Here is an 18,034-nt window from a genome sequence, read left to right on the forward strand (position 1 = left end):
CCAATTGGTCCGGATGCTTGTCCTACCACACATCCTGCGGCCAATCCCGAGAACCGCTCCCCTGAACTAACCGGTTAAATATATGCGCCCATTGAAACAGGCAATTTATTCCAGCCGTACGGCTGACAAGTTTGTCGTACGTCTGCCAGACGGAATGCGTGAACGCATTGCCGAGGTGGCTCGCAATCATCATCGCAGCATGAACTCCGAGATCATTGCGCGCCTTGAGCAGAGTCTTATTCAGGAAGGCGCACTGGGCGAAGAGCTGAGCATGCGCCTGGACAGCCCGGAGCTGTCGCTGCACGAGCGCGAGCTGTTGCAACGCTTCCGTCAGCTGTCGCACCGTCAGCAGAACGCCCTGGTGTCGCTGATCGCACACGACGCAGAAATGGCCGCTGACGCGTCCTGAGTTATACCGAGCATATTGAAGCCAGCATGATTGCTGGCTTTTTTTTGCCCGCAATATGACAGATGGCCGCTTGGCAATTGAGTGGCGAGGGGATTTATCCCCGCTGGGCTGCATGACAGCCCCAAAAACAATGGGACTGCTGCGCAGTCCAGCGGGGATAAATCCCCTCGCCACGGTTACTTGTACTTGCGCTCATATCTGTTTGGCAGGCACAAAAAAGCCCGTCGATTTGACGGGCTTTTCATTGCACAAGGTCAGAGCAGGAAAATGGTCGCCAATCCGAGGAAGATGAAGAAGCCACCGCTGTCGGTCATTGCGGTGATCATCACACTGGCGCCCATCGCCGGATCGCGACCCATTTTCGCCAGCGTCATCGGGATCAACACGCCCATCAACGCCGCCAGCAACAGATTGAGCGTCATCGCCGCCGTCATGACTACGCCGAGTGACCAACTGCCGTAGAGCATGTACGCGACCACACCGATCACCCCGCCCCAGACCAGACCGTTGATCAAACCGACCGCCAGCTCTTTGCGCATCAAGCGCGAGGTGTTGCCGGTGCTGACCTGATCCAGCGCCATGGCGCGCACGATCATGGTGATGGTCTGGTTACCGGAGTTGCCACCGATACCCGCGACGATCGGCATCAGCGCCGCCAGTGCCACGAGCTTCTCGATCGAACCTTCGAACAGACCGATCACCCGCGATGCGACAAATGCAGTGATCAGGTTCACCGCCAGCCACGCCCAACGGTTACGCAGGGATTTCCACACCGAGGCGAAGATATCTTCCTCTTCGCGCAGACCGGCCATGTTGAGGACTTCGCTTTCGCTTTCCTCACGGATCAGGTCGACCATTTCATCGATGGTCAGACGGCCGATCAGCTTGCCGTTCTTGTCGACCACCGGCGCCGAGATCAAGTCGTAACGCTCGAATGCCTGAGCGGCGTCGTAAGCGTCTTCGTCCGGATGGAAACTGACCGGATCGCTGGCCATGACTTCGGCGACCTGCTTCTCCGGATCGTTGACCAGCAGACGCTTGATCGGCAGCACGCCTTTGAGCACGCCGTCGTAATCGACCACGAACAGTTTGTCGGTATGGCCGGGAAGCTCTTTGAGGCGACGCAGATAACGCAGAACCACTTCAAGGCTGACGTCCTCACGGATCGTCACCATCTCGAAGTCCATCAGCGCACCGACCTGATCCTCATCATAGGACAGGGCCGAGCGCACGCGTTCGCGCTGCTGGTTATCCAGACTTTCCATCAGCTCATGGACAACGTCGCGCGGCAGCTCGGAGGCCAGGTCAGCGAGTTCGTCGGCGTCCATGTCCTTGGCCGCAGCCAGGAGCTCGTGATCGTCCATGTCGGCGATCAGCGTCTCACGGACGGAATCGGATACTTCAAGAAGAATGTCGCCGTCGCGATCGGCCTTGACCAGTTGCCAGAGCGTCAGACGATCGTCCAGCGGCAAGGCTTCAAGAATGTAGGCAACGTCGGCGGAGTGCAGATCATCGAGCTTGCGTTGCAGCTCGACGAGGTTCTGCCGGTGAACCAGGTTTTCCACACGGTCGTGGTGCGGACCTTCCTGGCGATGAGTCAGGTCTTCAACGACACGTTGGCGCTGCAGCAACTCGACGACCTGAGCCAGGCGGTCCTGCAGGCTTTCCTGTGTTTTCTTTACTTCGATTTCGGACATAGGCGAACTCCACTCCCAGCAGCGGGGCACGCCGGAAGGATCAATCAGTCAATTCATGATTGGTGAAACGGTTTACTGAACAACTACTGGGTAAGTCCATGGAGGTTTTCCATAAGCCCCGGCGGGGCTGACGGGCGCAATGATACACGCCTGACGGTTTAAAACGTTGAAAAAATCACGGCTGAAACAAGCGCTTGCGAAACAAACCTGAGCACCTGCCTGACCCGTGCAAATGCGACGACTCATCTTGAAAAGAAAACACACCGGCAACGCAAAAAGCAGCGACTACCCTTGAGCGTAGATCGTCACGGAGGACATCGAATGCCAGCAAAACCAGCGCTTCTTCTACTGACCGCCCTGCTCCACATCACGCCTGCCCACGCCACCACACTTCATCGTTGCCAGGCCGCTGACGGCAGCGTCACGTTTACGTCGATGAGCTGCGCAACTGGCGAGCAACTCACAATTCAGGAGGTCCACCCGTATTCACCCGGCTGGGTCGCAATCATGCCGGAGTTCAATCACGAAGCCGTTTCCGGCATGAAAGACAGCGGGCGCGAACCGGGCATCGTCGGTGGCACCGAACACAAATGTGGAAACCTGATCGATAACAGGCAGCGGCGCGAAGCGATCATCAATCGGCGAGTGATTGCCGGCATGAGCCAGCGGGACGTCGAAAGTGCACTGGGCAAGCCCGACAAGATCAACACGCGCACGTCGACCACGAGCTATCGTTACGACCTCAAGCGAGGCCGCAGTGCTCAAATTGATTTTGATGAAAGAGGCTGTGTGAAGGGAAAAGCCAAACCCCGGACAGCAAAAAGCCCGCGTTAAACGCGGGCTTTTTGGTATATGGTGCACTCGACAGGATTCGAACCTGTGACCGCTCGGTTCGTAGCCGAGTACTCTATCCAGCTGAGCTACGAGTGCATTTTGTGTTTTTAAACCAGACCACAACTGGCTGAAGCCGAGTTACTCACCTTACAGCAAATAACTCTTAAATGGTGCACTCGACAGGATTCGAACCTGTGACCGCTCGGTTCGTAGCCGAGTACTCTATCCAGCTGAGCTACGAGTGCATTTGTTGCCGCGCATTATAGGCCGTCTAATCTCTATGTCAAACACTTTTTCTAGTAATTTCAACAACTTACAGAAGAAGCCAGATTACGACGTACTAAGCAAATAATGGCGGAGAACGGGGGATTCGAACCCCCGACACCCTTTTGAGGTGTACTCCCTTAGCAGGGGAGCGCCTTCGGCCACTCGGCCAGCTCTCCGCAACACGGGGCGTATATTAACCAGCTTCTTCCCCGTTTGCAAACATAAAAATCGATAAAAATTAATGGCTTGGTTCTTCGTCCTTCTCTTTCTTTATACGCAGGTAAATTTCCTCACGGTGCACCGCAACCTCTTTCGGAGCGTTGACGCCGATACGCACCTGGTTTCCTTTGACGCCGAGCACGGTCACGGTGATTTCGCCGTCACCGATAATCAGGCTTTCCGCGCACCGACGAGTCAGAATCAGCATACCTTTCTCCTTACGCCATTCATTTCAGGGACAACAGTCTGCAAAAAAAAGGCACCCGACCTACAACCGCAGCGATCGTAGCCCTACATGCCTGAGTATTGACCAGCGCGAGCAAAAGAACAGTTCCGGGGCTCGCGCCATTCAAAAATAAAGGGCGCGGTCAGACCGCGCCCTTCACAGAAGCGGATTACTCGCCCTGACGGGCCGGAGCATCCAGTTCGAAAGCCGTGTGCAGCGCGCGCACGGCCAGTTCCAGGTACTTCTCTTCGATCACTACGGACACCTTGATTTCCGAAGTCGAGATCATCTGGATGTTGATGCTTTCTTTCGCCAGGGATTCGAACATGCGGCTGGCCACGCCTGCGTGGGAACGCATGCCGACGCCGACGATCGAGACCTTGGCAATCTTGGTGTCGCCGACCACTTCACGGGCACCGATCTCGCGAGCGGTGTTTTCCAGCACGGTCTGTGCAGCCTGGTAATCGTTGCGGTGCACGGTGAAGGTGAAGTCGGTGGTGTTATCGTGCGCGACGTTCTGCACGATCATGTCGACTTCGATGTTCGCGGCACTGATCGGGCCGAGAATCTTGAACGCCACGCCCGGGGTGTCTGGCACGCCACGGATGGTCAGCTTGGCTTCATCGCGGTTGAAAGCGATGCCGGAAATGATCGGCTGTTCCATGGTTTCCTCTTCATCAATAGTAATGAGGGTACCCGGACCCTCCTTGAAGCTGTGCAGTACGCGCAGCGGAACGTTGTACTTGCCGGCGAATTCCACCGCACGGATCTGCAGCACCTTGGAACCGAGGCTGGCCATTTCCAGCATCTCTTCGAAGGTGATCTTGTCCAGACGCTGAGCGACCGGCACCACACGCGGGTCGGTGGTGTAGACACCGTCGACGTCGGTGTAGATCTGGCATTCATCCGCCTTCAAGGCCGCCGCCAGTGCAACACCGGTGGTATCGGAACCGCCGCGACCGAGGGTGGTGATGTTGCCGTGCTCATCGACGCCCTGGAAACCGGCGACAACCACCACACGGCCAGCCTTCAGATCACCGCGAATCTTCTGGTCATCAATCTGCAAGATACGCGCTTTATTGTGCGCACTGTCAGTCAGGATCCGTACCTGATTACCGGTGTACGACACCGCCGGCACACCGCGCTTGATCAGCGCCATGGCCAACAGGGCAATCGTCACCTGCTCACCGGTGGACACGATCACGTCCAGCTCGCGCGGAACCGGTTGTGCCTCGCCACTGATTTGCTTGGCCAGATCGATCAGACGGTTGGTTTCGCCGCTCATTGCAGACAGCACAACCACCAGGTCATCGCCGGCATCGCGGAATTTCTTAACCTTGTCGGCGACCTGCTCGATTCTCTCGACAGTGCCGACCGAGGTGCCTCCAAATTTCTGTACGATCAAAGCCATTTCAAAGCCGCCTCTGCCCATGAAGGGCGCCCAATAATCTTTCGAACAGTCGCCGGGCCAGCCACTAGACTGCGGGCCCGGCGAGCCGTCTTATAAAGCCTGCTCGACGAATGGAACGGTCAGCGCCAGCGCGCCATCCAGCGCAGCGGCATCGACACCGCCGCCCTGCGCCATGTCCGGACGACCACCGCCCTTCCCGCCCACTGCCGCAGCAGCCTGTTTCATCAAATCACCGGCTTTGAGTTGGCCAGTCAGGTCCTTGGTTACGCCTGCAACCAGTACGACCTTTTCCTCATGGACACCGCCGAGCAGGATCACTGCGCGGCCGAGTTTGTTTTTCAGCTGATCGACCAGCGCCAGCAGCGCTTTGCCATCCTGACCGTCCAGACGGGCGGCCAGCACCTTCACATCCTTGACGTCCACCGCCGAGGCCGACAGATCGTCGCCCGCAGCGCTGGCTGCCTTGGCCTGCAACTGCTCGAGTTGTTTCTCCAGCAGACGGTTGCGCTCCAGTACCGCCGAGAGCTTGTCGATCAGGTTGTCGCGGCTGCCCTTGACCAGGCTGGCCGCTTCCTTGAGTTGTTCTTCCGCCGCGTTCAAGTAGGCCAGCGCCGCAGCACCGGTGACTGCCTCGATACGACGCACGCCCGATGCCACGCCGCCTTCGCTGATGACTTTCAGCAGGCCGATGTCGCCGGTACGGTTGGCGTGGATACCGCCGCACAGCTCGACCGAGAAGTCTCCCATGCTCAGCACGCGCACGCTGTCGCCGTACTTCTCGCCGAACAGCGCCATGGCGCCTTTGTTCTTCGCGGTTTCGATGTCGGTTTCTTCGGTTTCAACGGCGAAGTTCTTGCGAATCTCGGCGTTGACGATGTCTTCCAGCTGCTTGATCTGTTCTGGCTTGATCGCTTCGAAGTGGCTGAAGTCGAAACGCAGACGCTGACTGTCGACCAGCGAACCTTTCTGCTGCACATGCTCACCGAGCACCTGACGCAGCGCGGCGTGCAGCAAGTGAGTGGCCGAGTGGTTCAGCGCGGTGGCGTGACGCACTTCGGCGTCGACGTGAGTTTCCACCGGTGCGCCAATGGTCAGGCTGCCCGAGGCCAGCACGCCGTGGTGCAGGAATGCGCCGCCGGTCTTGGTGGTGTCGCGCACGTCGAAGCGGCTGCTGCCGGCCTGAATGAAACCGCAGTCGCCGATCTGGCCACCGGATTCGGCGTAGAACGGCGTCTGGTTGAGCACGATCACGCCTTCCTGACCTTCGCTCAGCACGTCGACCGACTGGCCATCCTTATAGATGGCAACGATTTTCGCCGAGCCGCTGGTGGCGGCGTAACCGGTGAACTCGGTGGCCACGTCGACCTTGACCAGGGTGTTGTAGTCCAGACCGAACGAGCTGGCCGAACGCGCGCGAACACGCTGCGCTTCCATCTCGCGCTCGAAACCGGCTTCGTCGACGGTCAGGCCGCGTTCGCGGGCGATGTCGGCGGTCAGGTCCATCGGGAAACCGTAGGTGTCGTAGAGTTTGAACACCACGTCACCTGGCACCACGGTGCCTTTGAGCTCGGCCAGATCCTGCTCGAGGATTTTCAGGCCGTGCTCCAGGGTCTTGGAGAACTGCTCTTCTTCAGCCTTGAGCACGCGTTCGATGTTGCTTTGCTGCTTCTGCAGTTCCGGGAAGGCTTCGCCCATCTCGGCAACCAGCGCCGCGACGATCTTGTAGAAAAAGCTGCCGGTGGCGCCGAGCTTGTTGCCGTGACGGCAGGCGCGACGGATGATCCGGCGCAGCACGTAACCGCGACCTTCGTTGGACGGCAGCACGCCATCGGCAATCAGGAAACCGCAGGAACGGATGTGGTCGGAAACGACTTTGAGCGACGACTGATCGCCGTTTTCGCAGCCGATCGCTTCAGCCGAAGCCTTGAGCAGATTCTTGAACAGGTCGATGTCGTAGTTGGAGTTGACGTGCTGCATCACCGCACTGATCCGCTCCAGGCCCATGCCGGTGTCCACCGACGGCGCTGGCAACGGATGCAACACGCCATCGGCGGTGCGGTTGAACTGCATGAACACGTTGTTCCAGATTTCGATGTAGCGGTCGCCATCTTCTTCCGGCGAGCCCGGCGGGCCGCCCCAGATGTGCTCGCCGTGATCGTAGAAAATTTCGGTGCACGGGCCGCACGGGCCGGTATCGCCCATGGTCCAGAAGTTGTCGGAAGCGTACGGCGCACCCTTGTTGTCGCCGATGCGGATCATGCGCTCGGCGGGCACACCGATTTTCTGTGTCCAGATGTCATACGCTTCGTCGTCGGTGGCGTAGACAGTGACCCAGAGCTTTTCCTTCGGCAGCTTGAGCACGCCAGTCAGGAAGGTCCAGGCAAAGGTGATCGCGTCGTGCTTGAAGTAGTCGCCGAAGCTGAAGTTACCGAGCATCTCGAAGAACGTGTGGTGACGTGCGGTATAACCGACGTTTTCCAGGTCACTGTTCTTGCCGCCGGCGCGCACGCATTTCTGGCTGCTGGTGGCACGGGTGTACGCACGTTTTTCCTGGCCCAGGAAGCAGTCCTTGAACTGGTTCATCCCCGCGTTGGTGAACAGCAGGGTTGGGTCGTTGCCCGGAATCAAAGAGCTTGAGGCTACACGGGTGTGGCCTTGCTCTTCGAAGAAGCGAAGGAAGGCTTCACGGATTTCTGCGCTTTTCATTAGGTTCTTCCACGGAGGCTGCGGCCAAAGGCCTGTTCGAAACGTCGTGAGACGAAGCGACGGCAAAGGGCCGCATTATATCGGCCCTGCGCGCGGGGTACAGCGTGTTTATACGATAGAAACGGTCAATTGGACGGCTGACGCTGTCACTTGCGTGAAAACTCGACGAATGTCGCGATCACTTGTTCGATTTGCGCGCGGCTGACGTCCATGTGCGTGACCATGCGCAAGCGCGCAGCGGCGCTGAGCCTGATCCCGCGTTCGCCGGCAAAGTCTTTGAGTGCTGCGGCCTTGTCACCCATTTGCACATAGACCATGTTGGTTTGCACGGGCTCGACGACGAAACCGGCCTCACGCAGACCCTCGGCGAGCAACTGCGCATTGGCATGGTCATCCGCCAGCCGTTCGACGTGATGATCCAGCGCGTACAGGCCAGCCGCCGCGAGCAACCCGGCCTGACGCATGCCGCCACCGACCATTTTGCGCAAACGCCGCGCCTTGCCGATCAGTTGCTCGGAGCCGCACAGCACCGAACCGACCGGCGCGCCGAGGCCCTTGGACAGGCACACCGACACCGAATCGAAGTGCTGAGTGATCTCACGGGCATCGACGCCGAGCTTGACCGCCGCGTTGTACAACCGCGCCCCGTCGAGGTGCAATTGCAGGCCATGCTCCTGCGTAAAGCGTCGGGCGCGCGCCAGATATTCCAGCGGCAGCACTTTACCCTGCATGGTGTTTTCCAGCGCCAGCAAACGCGTGCGGGCGAAATGGAAATCGTCCGGTTTGATCGCGGCGGCGACCTGATCCAGATCCAGCGAACCGTCGGCCTGCACCTCCAGCGGCTGCGGCTGAATCGAACCGAGCACCGCCGCCCCGCCGCCTTCGTACTTATAGGTGTGCGCCTGCTGACCGACAATGTATTCGTCGCCACGCTCGCAGTGCGCCATCAGGCCGAGCAGGTTGCTCATGGTCCCGGTCGGCACGAATAGCGCGGCGGCAAAGCCCAGGCGTTTGGCCAGTTCGGCCTCAAGGCGATTGACCGTCGGATCTTCGCCGTACACATCGTCACCGGTATCGGCTGCGGTCATCGCCTCGAGCATGGCGGGAGTCGGTTGGGTGACGGTGTCGCTGCGAAGATCGATAACGCTCATGAACCTGGCCTCTGGTCAGATGGGGAAATCCATTTGTGAAGTGGGATTACTGCGGTCATCGCGCAGATTAATCAACCCTTGAACGCGGAAAAAACCCATTCTTCCTCGAGAAAACAAAGCCCATGTGGGAGCGAGCCTGCTCGCGAAAGCGGAGTAACAGTCAGCATATTCATTGAATGTGAAGCCGCTTTCGCGAGCAGGCTCGCTCCCACAGTGTCATGTGCATGGCCGGGAAATATGTGTTACAAACTTGCCGCCGCCCGCCTATGGGCGGCAAAAACGTTCTCAGGGCGGGGTGCAATTCCCCACCGGCGGTAATTGCGCGCAACGCGCATAGCCCGCGAGCGCTTGGCGTTGCACACGACTTGAGTCGGGTGCGTCGGCAAGGTCAGCAGACCCGGTGTGATCCCGGGGCCGACGGTCATAGTCCGGATGAAGAGAGAACGGGATCGACGCCAAAGGGCCGTCCGCGTGCATCCGTGCCTGCGTTCGCACCCTTGCATCCCTTTCGATTCATAACGCCCTGTTTTTCACACAAACAGGAGTCAGAACATGCAACCCACCGCAATCGACAGCAAAAGCAAACACCCACAGGGCGAGCGCGTCGCGTTCATCCAGGCCTGCTGGCACAAGGAAATCGTCGACCAGAGCCGCAAAGGCTTCGTCGCTGAAATGCTGGTGCAGGGTTATCAGGAAGCGGACATCGATTTCTTCGAGGTCGGCGGCGCCTTTGAGATGCCGCTGCACGCCAAGCTGCTGGCCAAGTCCGGCCGTTACGCCGGCATCGTCGCCGCCGCCCTGGTGGTGGACGGCGGCATTTACCGTCACGAGTTCGTTGCGCAATCGGTGGTCAGCGGCCTGATGCAGGTGCAGTTGGAAACCGAAGTGCCGGTGTTCTCGGTGTCGCTGACCCCGCATCACTTCCATTCGGGCGAAGAGCATCAGAAGTTCTTCTTCGAGCACTTTGTGCACAAGGGTCAGGAAGCAGCGCGGACTTGCGCGGACACGCTGCAGAAAGTTCGTGCGCTGCGTCGTACAGAGCCGCGTGCGGTAGCGGTCTGACTGCACCAGGCCGGGTGGGGACTCAAGCCCCACCCGGATTCAAATGTGGGAGCGAGCCTGCTCGCGAATGCGGTGTGTCAGCCACCATCATTTTTGGCTGGCAGTCAGCATTCGCGAGCAGGCTCGCTCCCACAGGGATTTGCTCCAGCCGCCAGATTGCGTCAGGCGAGGTTTTCGTCGGTGCTCGGGACGATGAGGATGCCGGCGCGCAGGCCGTTCTTGACCTTGGGGTTGGGGAAGATGATCCGCGCGCCCTGCTCTTCGATCACCCAGCGGGTATTGGCCAGGTCTTCGGCCAGCACATAACCCGGTTCCAGCTCGGAAAAGTTCTCGATGTCCGCTGGCAGATTCAAGCGGAACGCATCGCTGTGCTTGATGATTTCCCGCGCCACGCTGAACAGCTGCAAGCCGTCCAGCCCTTCTTCTGTCTCCGGCTCAGTGCCTTCGATGATTTGCTTCAGACGGGTTTCCAGCAGTGAGACGTTAACGCCGTCGTTCTGCCCGAACGGCCGCGCCTTGCCCAGTTCCAGGGTGAAAGCCTCGGCGTCGAGTTTGTCGTAGGTGTACGAACTGAAGACGATGGATGGCTTGTTCTGCAACAGCACTGCTTCCATGCCGGCGGCGCGCAGGCGCGCCAGTTCGCGCCGGGAATGCTGGCGCCCTTCCTTCCACGGGTACAAGGCGAACTGTTCGATCTTCGACCCACGAATCGCCGTGTGCAGGTCGTAGTGCAGACGCTGGCGCTCGGGCTTGCTGAAGAAACTCGCCGCCAGCCGTTCCAGCTCGCAGGCGCGCAACGCTTCTGAGCCGCTGCTTTGTTCGTGGCGACCGTTGAACAGTCGATTGACGTCCTGCTCGACGAAACGCTCACCTTTGCGGATGGCTTCCGGGTTGCCGAACAGGAACAGAATGCGTGCGCGCGGCTTCAGATCGCCGCGTGCGATGTCGTGCAGCAGCCGATCAAGCAACTCGATCGGTGCCGTTTCGTTGCCATGGATGCCTGCCGACAGCAGCAGGTCCAGGCCATTGTCGCGCGCTTCCGGGGGCCGCACTTCCAGTGCCCCTTCGCTCAACCAGCGCATGCGCACGCCTTCGACAGTCAGTTGAGTCTTCTCCGCCGGTTCACGGCCGGCGAGGGTCAGTTCAAGCAGTTTGCCGAGGGCGAGCATAGAGCGGTTTCCTTAGTGGTCGTGGTTGCAATCCGGGCCGTGTACGTGATCCTCGTCAGCGCCGAGGTCAGCCGGTTCCATTTCCAGTTGCAGACTTACCAGATTAGTCGCCAATGGGCGCAGCAGCAGGTTGGCGTACTCTTCGTCACCTTCCTCGACGTCCACGCCGATGAGCAGCTGGCCACGGCCGTCCTGCTGGATCCACAGCTCTTTGCCTTGCCACATGACCGCAACGCGGGTGCACGAGGTTTGCAATTGCGTGCCGTCGGTGTCTTCAAGGATCAGCTGCAGGGAATCGCTCATGTTTTTACTCTCTTGGGTGACACGCCGCGCGCCGCGTTCAGGCAGCGCGCTGGCGATCAATTGATCTGGAAGGGATAAACCGCGCCCAGTTTAAGGATTTGCGTCAGTTCATCCAGTGCCGTCCGGCATTCAAGCAGCAACTGCGGGTCCGCCAGGTCGGTTTCGCTCAGGCGGTCGCGGTAGTGCTTTTCAACCCATGCGGTCAACGAACCGTACAACGGGCCCGTCATGATAACCCCTGGGTTGACCGCCGCCAGTTCGGTTTCATTCAGCGCCACGCGCAGACGCAGGCACGCCGGGCCACCGCCGTTCTGCATGCTTTGCTTGAGATCGAAGACCTTCACTTCGCGGATCAGCCCGCCGGAACTGGTCAGGCTTTGCAGATAAGCCCAGACGCGTTCGTTGGCCTGGCATTCCTGCGGCACGATCAACAGCATCGAACCGTCAGGACGCGAGAGCAATTGGCTGTTGAACAGGTAGGAACGCACCGCGTCATCCACGGTGACCGCCGAACGCGGCACGCAAACGGACTGGAAGTTACCGCCGACCTTGGCCAGTTTGCCTTGCAGTTCGGCGAGCATCTTGTCGGTCTCGAGAAACGCGTCCTCGTGATAGAACAGCACTTCACCATTGCCCACGGCGATCACGTCGTTGTGGAACACGCCCTGATCGATGACGTTGGGGTTCTGCTGCGCGTAGACCACGCCTTCGTCACGCAGACCGTGCAGACGCGCGACGGCTTGCGAGGCTTCGAGGGTCTGGCGTGCAGGGTATTTCTGCGGCGCCGGGAAACGGTTGTCGAACGCACTGCGGCCGAACACGAAAAACTCGACGCCCGCTTCGCCGTACTCACGGCAGAAACGCGTGTGGTTGGCCGCGCCTTCGTCGCCGAACTGCGCCACTGCCGGCAAAGCGGCGTGATGGGCAAAGTGCTGTTGATTGGCGAACATCGCGCCGAGCACGCGGCTGGTGGTCGGGTGTTCGATGCTGCGGTGATATTTGCAATTGAGGTTGGCGGCGGTGAAGTGCACGCGGCCGTCAGCGGTGTCGGCACTTGGGCTGACCGTGGCGGCGTTGGCCACCCACATGCTCGACGCCGAGCAACTGGCGACCAGCAGCGGCATCGCTTCTTTGGCGGCGCGCTCGATCACCTGCGCGTCAGTGCCACTGAAGCCCAGACGACGCAGCGCCGCCACATCAGGACGTTCCTGCGGAGCCAGCACGCCTTGCTGAAAGCCCATGTCCATCAGCGCTTTCATTTTTGCCAGACCTTGCAGCGCCGCTTCCTTCGGATTCGAGGATTGCTGACTATTGCTCTGCGAGGCGACGTTGCCGTAGGACAGACCACCGTAGTTATGGGTCGGCCCCACTAGACCGTCAAAATTGACTTCATAGGATTTCATCAGCGAGGCTCCACGAGAATCTGTTGTTATAGGCTTCAGTAACTATTCTTTAAGACCGAGGCGCGGCCTTCGCGAGCAGGCTCGCTCCCACACTGGAATGCATTTCCCTGTGGGAGCGAGCCTGCTCGCGAATGGGCGCTACGCCATTTTCACGCCGGGTGTCAGCGAGGCAGGCAACACCAGGCTCGGGGTTTCCAGCGACGCCACCGGGTATGCGCAGTAATCCGCTGCGTAATAGGCGCTGGCGCGGTGGTTGCCCGAGGCGCCGACGCCGCCGAATGGCGCGCTGCTCGCGGCGCCGGTCAGCTGTTTGTTCCAGTTGACGATGCCGGCGCGGCTTTCCAGCCAGAACTGCTGGTAACGCGCTTCGGAATCGGAGAGCAAACCGGCGGCCAGTCCATAAGCGGTGTTGTTGGCTTCAGTGATCGCCGCGCCGAAATCGGCATAGCGGATCACTTGCAGCAACGGCCCGAACAGTTCTTCGTCCGGACGCTCGGCCACGGCCGTCACATCGACGATGCCCGGAGTCAGCAAGGCCGATTGCGCCTGTGGCTGCGTCATTTCCAGCAACGCCACCGCGCCGTTGGCCAGCAGTTGTTCCTGCGCATCCATCAGCGCTTTCGCCGCGCCGAGGGAAATCACCGAGCCCATGAACGGTGCCGGTTGCTGATCGAAGGCACCGACTTCAATGGTCGAACTGACTTCAACCAGACGCTTCAGCAGGCTGTCGCCCCACGCGCCTTGCGGCACCAGCAGACGGCGGGCGCAGGTGCAGCGCTGGCCGGCGGAAATGAATGCCGACTGAATGATGGTGTACACCGCCGCGTCCAGATCAGCGACCTGATCGACCACCAGCGGGTTGTTGCCGCCCATCTCCAGCGCAAGGATCTTGTCCGGACGCCCGGCAAACTGCTGATGCAGGTGATTGCCGGTGCGGCTCGAACCGGTGAAGAACAGACCGTCGATACCCGGATTCGCCGCCAGAGCGATACCGGTTTCCCGCGCGCCTTGCAGCAGGTTCAACACGCCTGCCGGCAGACCGGCTTCGATCCAGCACTTGACCGTCAGCTCGGCGACTTTCGGCGTCAGTTCGCTGGGCTTGAACAGCACACTGTTACCGGCCAGCAGCGCCGGGACGATATGACCGTTAGGCAGGTGACCGGGGAAGTTGTAAGGGCCGAACACCGCGACCACGCCGTGGGGCTTGTGGCGCAACACGGCGGTGGCGTCGCCCAATGGGCCACTCTTCTCGCCGGTGCGCTCGCGGTAGCTCTGCACCGAAATCGCGATCTTGTTGACCATGCTGGTCACTTCAGTCGCGGCTTCCCACAGCGGTTTGCCGGTTTCTTCGCCGATGGTGCGAGCCAGTTCGTCAGCGTGGTTTTTCAACGCAGCGGCGAAAGCTTCGAGGACGCTGATGCGCTCCTCGAGGGTGCGACGTGCCCACTGAGGAAACGCCTGGCGAGCAGCCTGAACCGCCGATTCGACCTGCGCGGCAGTGGCGCCCTCGCCCGCCCACAGCACTTGCTGGGTCACCGGGTTCAAAGATTGAAAGGCTTCGCCCTGACCGGCCAGCCACTCACCTGCGATGTATAGCGAATTCATTATTTCGACTCCCGTGCAGCGGACAGCGCCACGGCGCGAACCTGATCGCCGGCGCTGAGTTGAAGACGTTTCGCGGTCTGCGGATCGACCACCAGGGTGCCCGCAGCCAGACGCGCTGGGGCAGCCGTGATGCGGCAATCCTCGCGCTTGCGGTTGTGGATGATGAACGGCGTGGCGTCATCGCCCGGCGTGCCGACGGCCAGCACCAGCGCTTCGCTGTCACGCACCGCGCGGATCTTGCTGGTTTCGCATTCGATGGCCGGGCCGGCGTCGAAGATGTCGACGTAACCCTGATAGCTGAAGCCTTCGCTCTTGAGCATCGCCAGTGCCGGTTCAGTGTCCGGGTGCACCTGGCCGATGACGTTGCGCGCGTCCGGCGAGAGGAAGCAGGTGTACAGCGGGAATTTCGGCATCAGTTCGGCGATGAATGCCTTGTTGCCGACGCCGGTCAGGTAATCGGCCTGGCTGAATTCCATCTTGAAGAAATGGCGGCCGAGGCTTTCCCAGAACGGCGAGCGCCCGGCGTCATCGGACACGCCACGCATTTCGGCGATGATCTTGTTGCCGAACAGCTCCGGGAACTCAGCGATGAACAGCATGCGCGCCTTGGACAGCATCCGGCCGTTGAGACCGTTGCGGTAATCGGCGTGCAGGAACAGCGAGCACAGCTCGGAATTGCCGGTCAGGTCGTTGGCCAGAAACAGCGTCGGGATTTCGCGGTAGATGTTCAGCTCTTGCGAAGCGCTGACCGTCAGACCGACGCGGAAGTTGTACCAGGGCTCACGCAGGCCAACCGCGCCGGCGATGGCGGAAATCCCCACCACGCGGCCGTCATCGTCTTCGAGCACGAACAGATAGTCGGCATCGCCACGCCCGGCTTCGCCGCGAAAGGTCTTCTCGGCCCAGCCGACCCGGTGGGTCAGGCGCTCTTCGTTGGCCGGCAAGGTAGTCAGGCCGGTGCCGGTGCTGCGGGCCAGGTCGATCAGCGCGGATAAATCGCTGCTGCGTACGGGACGAACAATCATGCTATCTCCTCAAACGGGCCGCTCGCGCCACCCGTGAAACTCGCTAAGGCGTTAAACCGCCACCAGGCGCACGCTGGCACCTTCACCGACGCCCAGGGCTTCGGCTGCTTCCATATCCAGCGTCACCGGTTTGCCCGGCGCGTAATCCAGCTCCAGCAACACCGCGCGGTAATCCTGCAACTGCGCGTTGGCCACCAGGTACTGACGCCCGGCGCCTTTGACCGGCTCGCCGATTTTCACCGGCACCACGCGACTCTGGGCGATCGAACGGATCCCCGACACGCGTGCATGCAGGGTCGGGCCGCCGTCGAAGATGTCGATGTAATGATCAGTCTCGAAGCCTTCGCGCATCAGGATGTCGAAGGTGATCTGCGCCCGTGGGTGCACCTGGCCCATCGCCTCTTGGGCGGAATCCGGCAGCAGCGGCACGTAGATCGGGTAATGCGGCATCAGCTCGGCGAGGAAGGTGCGGCTTTTCAGCCCGCACAGGCGCTCGGCCTCGGCGTAGTTGAGGTCGAAGAAGTTACGCCCGATCGCATCCCAGAACGGCGAGTCGCCATTCTCGTCGCTGTAACCGACGATCTCGGTCACCACCGAATCGGCAAAACGCTCCGGGTGGCTGGCGACGAACAGCAGACGGCCACGGGAATTGAGCTCGGCCCATGGCGATCCGACCAGCTCGCGCTGCACATAGAAACTGGTCAGCAGGCTGTTGCCGGTCAGGTCGTGGCACTGCGAGAGCACGTGGATCTTGTTGTGGATCTTCAGCTCGCGGGAGGCGTGGACGAAAGTCTCGTTGCGGAAGCTGTAGAACGGCTCCGAATAACCGGCGGAAGCGACGATGGCCGAGCAGCCGACCAGTTTGCCGGTGCTCGAGTCTTCGAGGACAAAGAAGTAACTCTCTTCACCGTTGAAGCTCACTTCGGCGGCGAACGAGGCTTCGCTCGCGGCGATCTTGTCGCTCAGACGTTCCACGTCATCCGGCAAGGAAGTGACACCAATCGGGCTGTCCGCAGCCAGACGCTGTACCTCGCCCAGATCAGCCATTTGCGCGGGGCGCATCACCAGCATGGTGTCACTCCTTTCTCTTCAATATTCACAGAAAAAACCGGGCCCACATAAAGATCGATGCAGGAATGGGACTTGTGGCGAGGGGATTTATCCCCGCTGGGGGGCGAAGCACCCCCAAAAATCCAGGGCCGCTGCGCAGCCCATCGGGGATAAATCCCCTCACCACTGGTTCAATCCAACAGGTGAATGTGCCCGGTATCAAAAATTGGTTCGGCGCCGGAAAAACTCCAGGCGCCGAAAGGTCCATCAGGCTTGCGTCAACTTCGCCGCAGCACGTTCGAAGCGGTCGAGACCGGCGTCGATATCGGCGTCTTCCACCACCAGGCTCGGGGCGAAACGGATCACGTCCGGGCCTGCCTGGAGAATCATCAGGCCTTCCTGTTCGGCGGCGTTGAAGATGTCCTTGGCCTTGCCTTTCCACGCTTCGCTCAGCACGCAACCGATCAGCAGACCGAGACCGCGTACCTGAGTGAACAGGCCGTATTTCTCGCCGATCTGTTGCAGGCGGGTCTTGAACTTGTCGTGCTTGGCGTTCACGCCATTCAACACTTCAGGGGTGTTGACCACGTCGATCACCGCTTCGGCAACGGCGCAGGCCAGCGGGTTGCCGCCGTAAGTGGTGCCGTGGGTGCCGACGACCAGATGTTTGGCCAGCGCTTCGGTGGTCATCATTGCCGCGATCGGGAAACCGCCGCCCAGGCTCTTGGCGCTGGTGAGGATGTCCGGGGTCACGCCGTAATGCTGGTAGGCGAACAGCTTGCCGCTGCGGCCCATGCCGGTCTGCACTTCATCGAACACCAGCAGCGCGTTGTTCGCGTCGCACAGTTCGCGGGCACCTTGCAGATAAGCCAGCTCGGCCGGCAGCACGCCGCCTTCGCCCTGGATCGGCTCGAGCACGACCGCGCAGGTCTTCTCGGACACCGCGGCTTTCAGCGCGGCCAGATCGTTGTAGGGAACGTGGGTGATGCCAGTGATTTTCGGGCCGAAACCGTCGGAGTACTTCGACTGGCCACCGACGTTGACGGTGAACAGGGTACGGCCGTGGAAGCTGTTCAGCGCGGCGATGATTTCGTATTTCTCGGTGCCGAAACGGTCGAATGCGACGCGACGGGCCAGCTTGAATGCGGCCTCGTTGGCTTCGGCGCCGGAGTTGCAGAAGAACACGCGCTCGGCAAACGTGGCGTCGATCAGCTTGTGCGCCAGACGCAGGGCCGGTTCGTTGGTGAACACGTTGGACACGTGCCACAGCTTGTTCGCCTGTTCGGTCAAGGCACCGACCAGCGCCGGATGCGCGTGGCCCAGGACGTTGACGGCAATCCCGCCGGCGAAGTCGATCAGCTCGCGGCCGGCCTGATCCCAGACCCGGGAACCGGCGCCACGCACCGGAATGAAAGCGGCAGGCGCGTAGTTGGGAACCATTACCTGGTCGAAATCGGCGCGTTGTACCGCAGCGTGCTCAACGGACATCGGAGTCTC

Annotated in this window: 15 protein-coding genes, 3 tRNA genes and 1 riboswitch; of the genes, 3 read left to right on the forward strand and 15 right to left on the reverse strand. The window is 60.5% G+C overall.

The features are described 5' to 3' along the window. Window positions 1–82 precede the first annotated feature (82 nt). Complete coding sequence (locus ACYSTU_RS01525) at window positions 83–409, forward strand: Arc family DNA-binding protein (RefSeq protein ID WP_003178899.1); 327 nt, start codon at window positions 83–85, stop codon at window positions 407–409. A gap of 254 nt (window positions 410–663) precedes the next feature. On the opposite strand, the gene mgtE is transcribed toward ACYSTU_RS01525, so the two are convergent. Continuing rightward, window positions 664–2,106, reverse strand: a complete 1,443-nt coding sequence (gene mgtE / locus ACYSTU_RS01530) for a magnesium transporter (RefSeq protein ID WP_016773597.1) — start codon at window positions 2,104–2,106, stop codon at window positions 664–666. A gap of 321 nt (window positions 2,107–2,427) precedes the next feature. On the opposite strand from mgtE, the gene ACYSTU_RS01535 reads away from it, so the two are divergent. Then, window positions 2,428–2,940, forward strand: coding sequence for a cell envelope protein SmpA (locus ACYSTU_RS01535; protein ID WP_264365644.1), 513 nt, complete (start codon window positions 2,428–2,430; stop codon window positions 2,938–2,940). A 19-nt stretch (window positions 2,941–2,959) separates the two neighbouring features. Here the strand turns inward: ACYSTU_RS01535 and ACYSTU_RS01540 are convergent. The 7 genes from ACYSTU_RS01540 to ltaE all read right to left on the reverse strand — a co-directional run bounded on the left by ACYSTU_RS01540 (window position 2,960) and on the right by ltaE (window position 8,920). Next, a tRNA-Arg gene (locus ACYSTU_RS01540) sits at window positions 2,960–3,036 on the reverse strand. Window positions 3,037–3,108: 72 nt separating this feature from the next. Next, window positions 3,109–3,185: transfer RNA gene (locus tag ACYSTU_RS01545), tRNA-Arg, on the reverse strand. A gap of 107 nt (window positions 3,186–3,292) precedes the next feature. Next, window positions 3,293–3,383, reverse strand: a tRNA-Ser gene (locus ACYSTU_RS01550). 62 nt (window positions 3,384–3,445) lie between these two features. After that, entirely contained in the window at window positions 3,446–3,634 is a 189-nt protein-coding gene (csrA, locus tag ACYSTU_RS01555; protein ID WP_002554426.1) for a carbon storage regulator CsrA, read from the reverse strand. A gap of 187 nt (window positions 3,635–3,821) precedes the next feature. Further along, window positions 3,822–5,063, reverse strand: a complete 1,242-nt coding sequence (locus tag ACYSTU_RS01560) for an aspartate kinase (protein WP_016773595.1) — start codon at window positions 5,061–5,063, stop codon at window positions 3,822–3,824. 90 nt (window positions 5,064–5,153) lie between these two features. Further along, the gene (gene alaS / locus ACYSTU_RS01565; protein ID WP_498995341.1) at window positions 5,154–7,769 is read right to left on the reverse strand and encodes an alanine--tRNA ligase; all 2,616 of its coding nucleotides are present in this window, start codon (window positions 7,767–7,769) and stop codon (window positions 5,154–5,156) included. A gap of 146 nt (window positions 7,770–7,915) precedes the next feature. Next, window positions 7,916–8,920: a low-specificity L-threonine aldolase gene (gene ltaE, locus ACYSTU_RS01570; RefSeq protein ID WP_217878692.1), complete on the reverse strand. Its 1,005-nt coding sequence runs from the start codon at window positions 8,918–8,920 to the stop codon at window positions 7,916–7,918. A 277-nt stretch (window positions 8,921–9,197) separates the two neighbouring features. After that, window positions 9,198–9,369: riboswitch (FMN riboswitch) on the forward strand. A gap of 103 nt (window positions 9,370–9,472) precedes the next feature. Between ltaE and ACYSTU_RS01575 the strand changes: the two genes are divergently transcribed. Further along, window positions 9,473–9,982 (forward strand): 6,7-dimethyl-8-ribityllumazine synthase, encoded by a 510-nt coding sequence (locus ACYSTU_RS01575; protein WP_122746819.1) that lies wholly within the window; start codon window positions 9,473–9,475, stop codon window positions 9,980–9,982. 161 nt (window positions 9,983–10,143) lie between these two features. On the opposite strand, the gene astE is transcribed toward ACYSTU_RS01575, so the two are convergent. The 7 genes from astE to ACYSTU_RS01610 form a co-directional block, all read right to left on the reverse strand. Further along, window positions 10,144–11,151: a succinylglutamate desuccinylase gene (gene astE / locus ACYSTU_RS01580; RefSeq protein ID WP_016773592.1), complete on the reverse strand. Its 1,008-nt coding sequence runs from the start codon at window positions 11,149–11,151 to the stop codon at window positions 10,144–10,146. Window positions 11,152–11,163: 12 nt separating this feature from the next. Next, complete coding sequence (locus tag ACYSTU_RS01585) at window positions 11,164–11,454, reverse strand: hypothetical protein (RefSeq protein WP_016773591.1); 291 nt, start codon at window positions 11,452–11,454, stop codon at window positions 11,164–11,166. Between the two features lie 56 nt (window positions 11,455–11,510). Continuing rightward, complete coding sequence (gene astB / locus ACYSTU_RS01590) at window positions 11,511–12,857, reverse strand: N-succinylarginine dihydrolase (RefSeq protein WP_498995346.1); 1,347 nt, start codon at window positions 12,855–12,857, stop codon at window positions 11,511–11,513. 138 nt (window positions 12,858–12,995) lie between these two features. After that, complete coding sequence (gene astD, locus ACYSTU_RS01595; protein ID WP_164558284.1) at window positions 12,996–14,465, reverse strand: succinylglutamate-semialdehyde dehydrogenase; 1,470 nt, start codon at window positions 14,463–14,465, stop codon at window positions 12,996–12,998. Next, on the reverse strand, window positions 14,462–15,487 hold the full coding sequence (gene astA / locus ACYSTU_RS01600; protein ID WP_024014014.1) for an arginine N-succinyltransferase: 1,026 nt from the start codon (window positions 15,485–15,487) through the stop codon (window positions 14,462–14,464). The genes astD and astA overlap by 4 nt, the downstream gene beginning before the upstream one ends. A gap of 51 nt (window positions 15,488–15,538) precedes the next feature. Continuing rightward, the gene (gene aruF, locus ACYSTU_RS01605) at window positions 15,539–16,558 is read right to left on the reverse strand and encodes an arginine/ornithine succinyltransferase subunit alpha (RefSeq protein WP_024014015.1); all 1,020 of its coding nucleotides are present in this window, start codon (window positions 16,556–16,558) and stop codon (window positions 15,539–15,541) included. Window positions 16,559–16,804: 246 nt separating this feature from the next. Further along, window positions 16,805–18,025 (reverse strand): aspartate aminotransferase family protein, encoded by a 1,221-nt coding sequence (locus ACYSTU_RS01610; RefSeq protein WP_016773586.1) that lies wholly within the window; start codon window positions 18,023–18,025, stop codon window positions 16,805–16,807. Between the last annotated feature and the right edge of the window lie 9 nt (window positions 18,026–18,034).

Source organism: Pseudomonas glycinis (assembly GCF_054871425.1).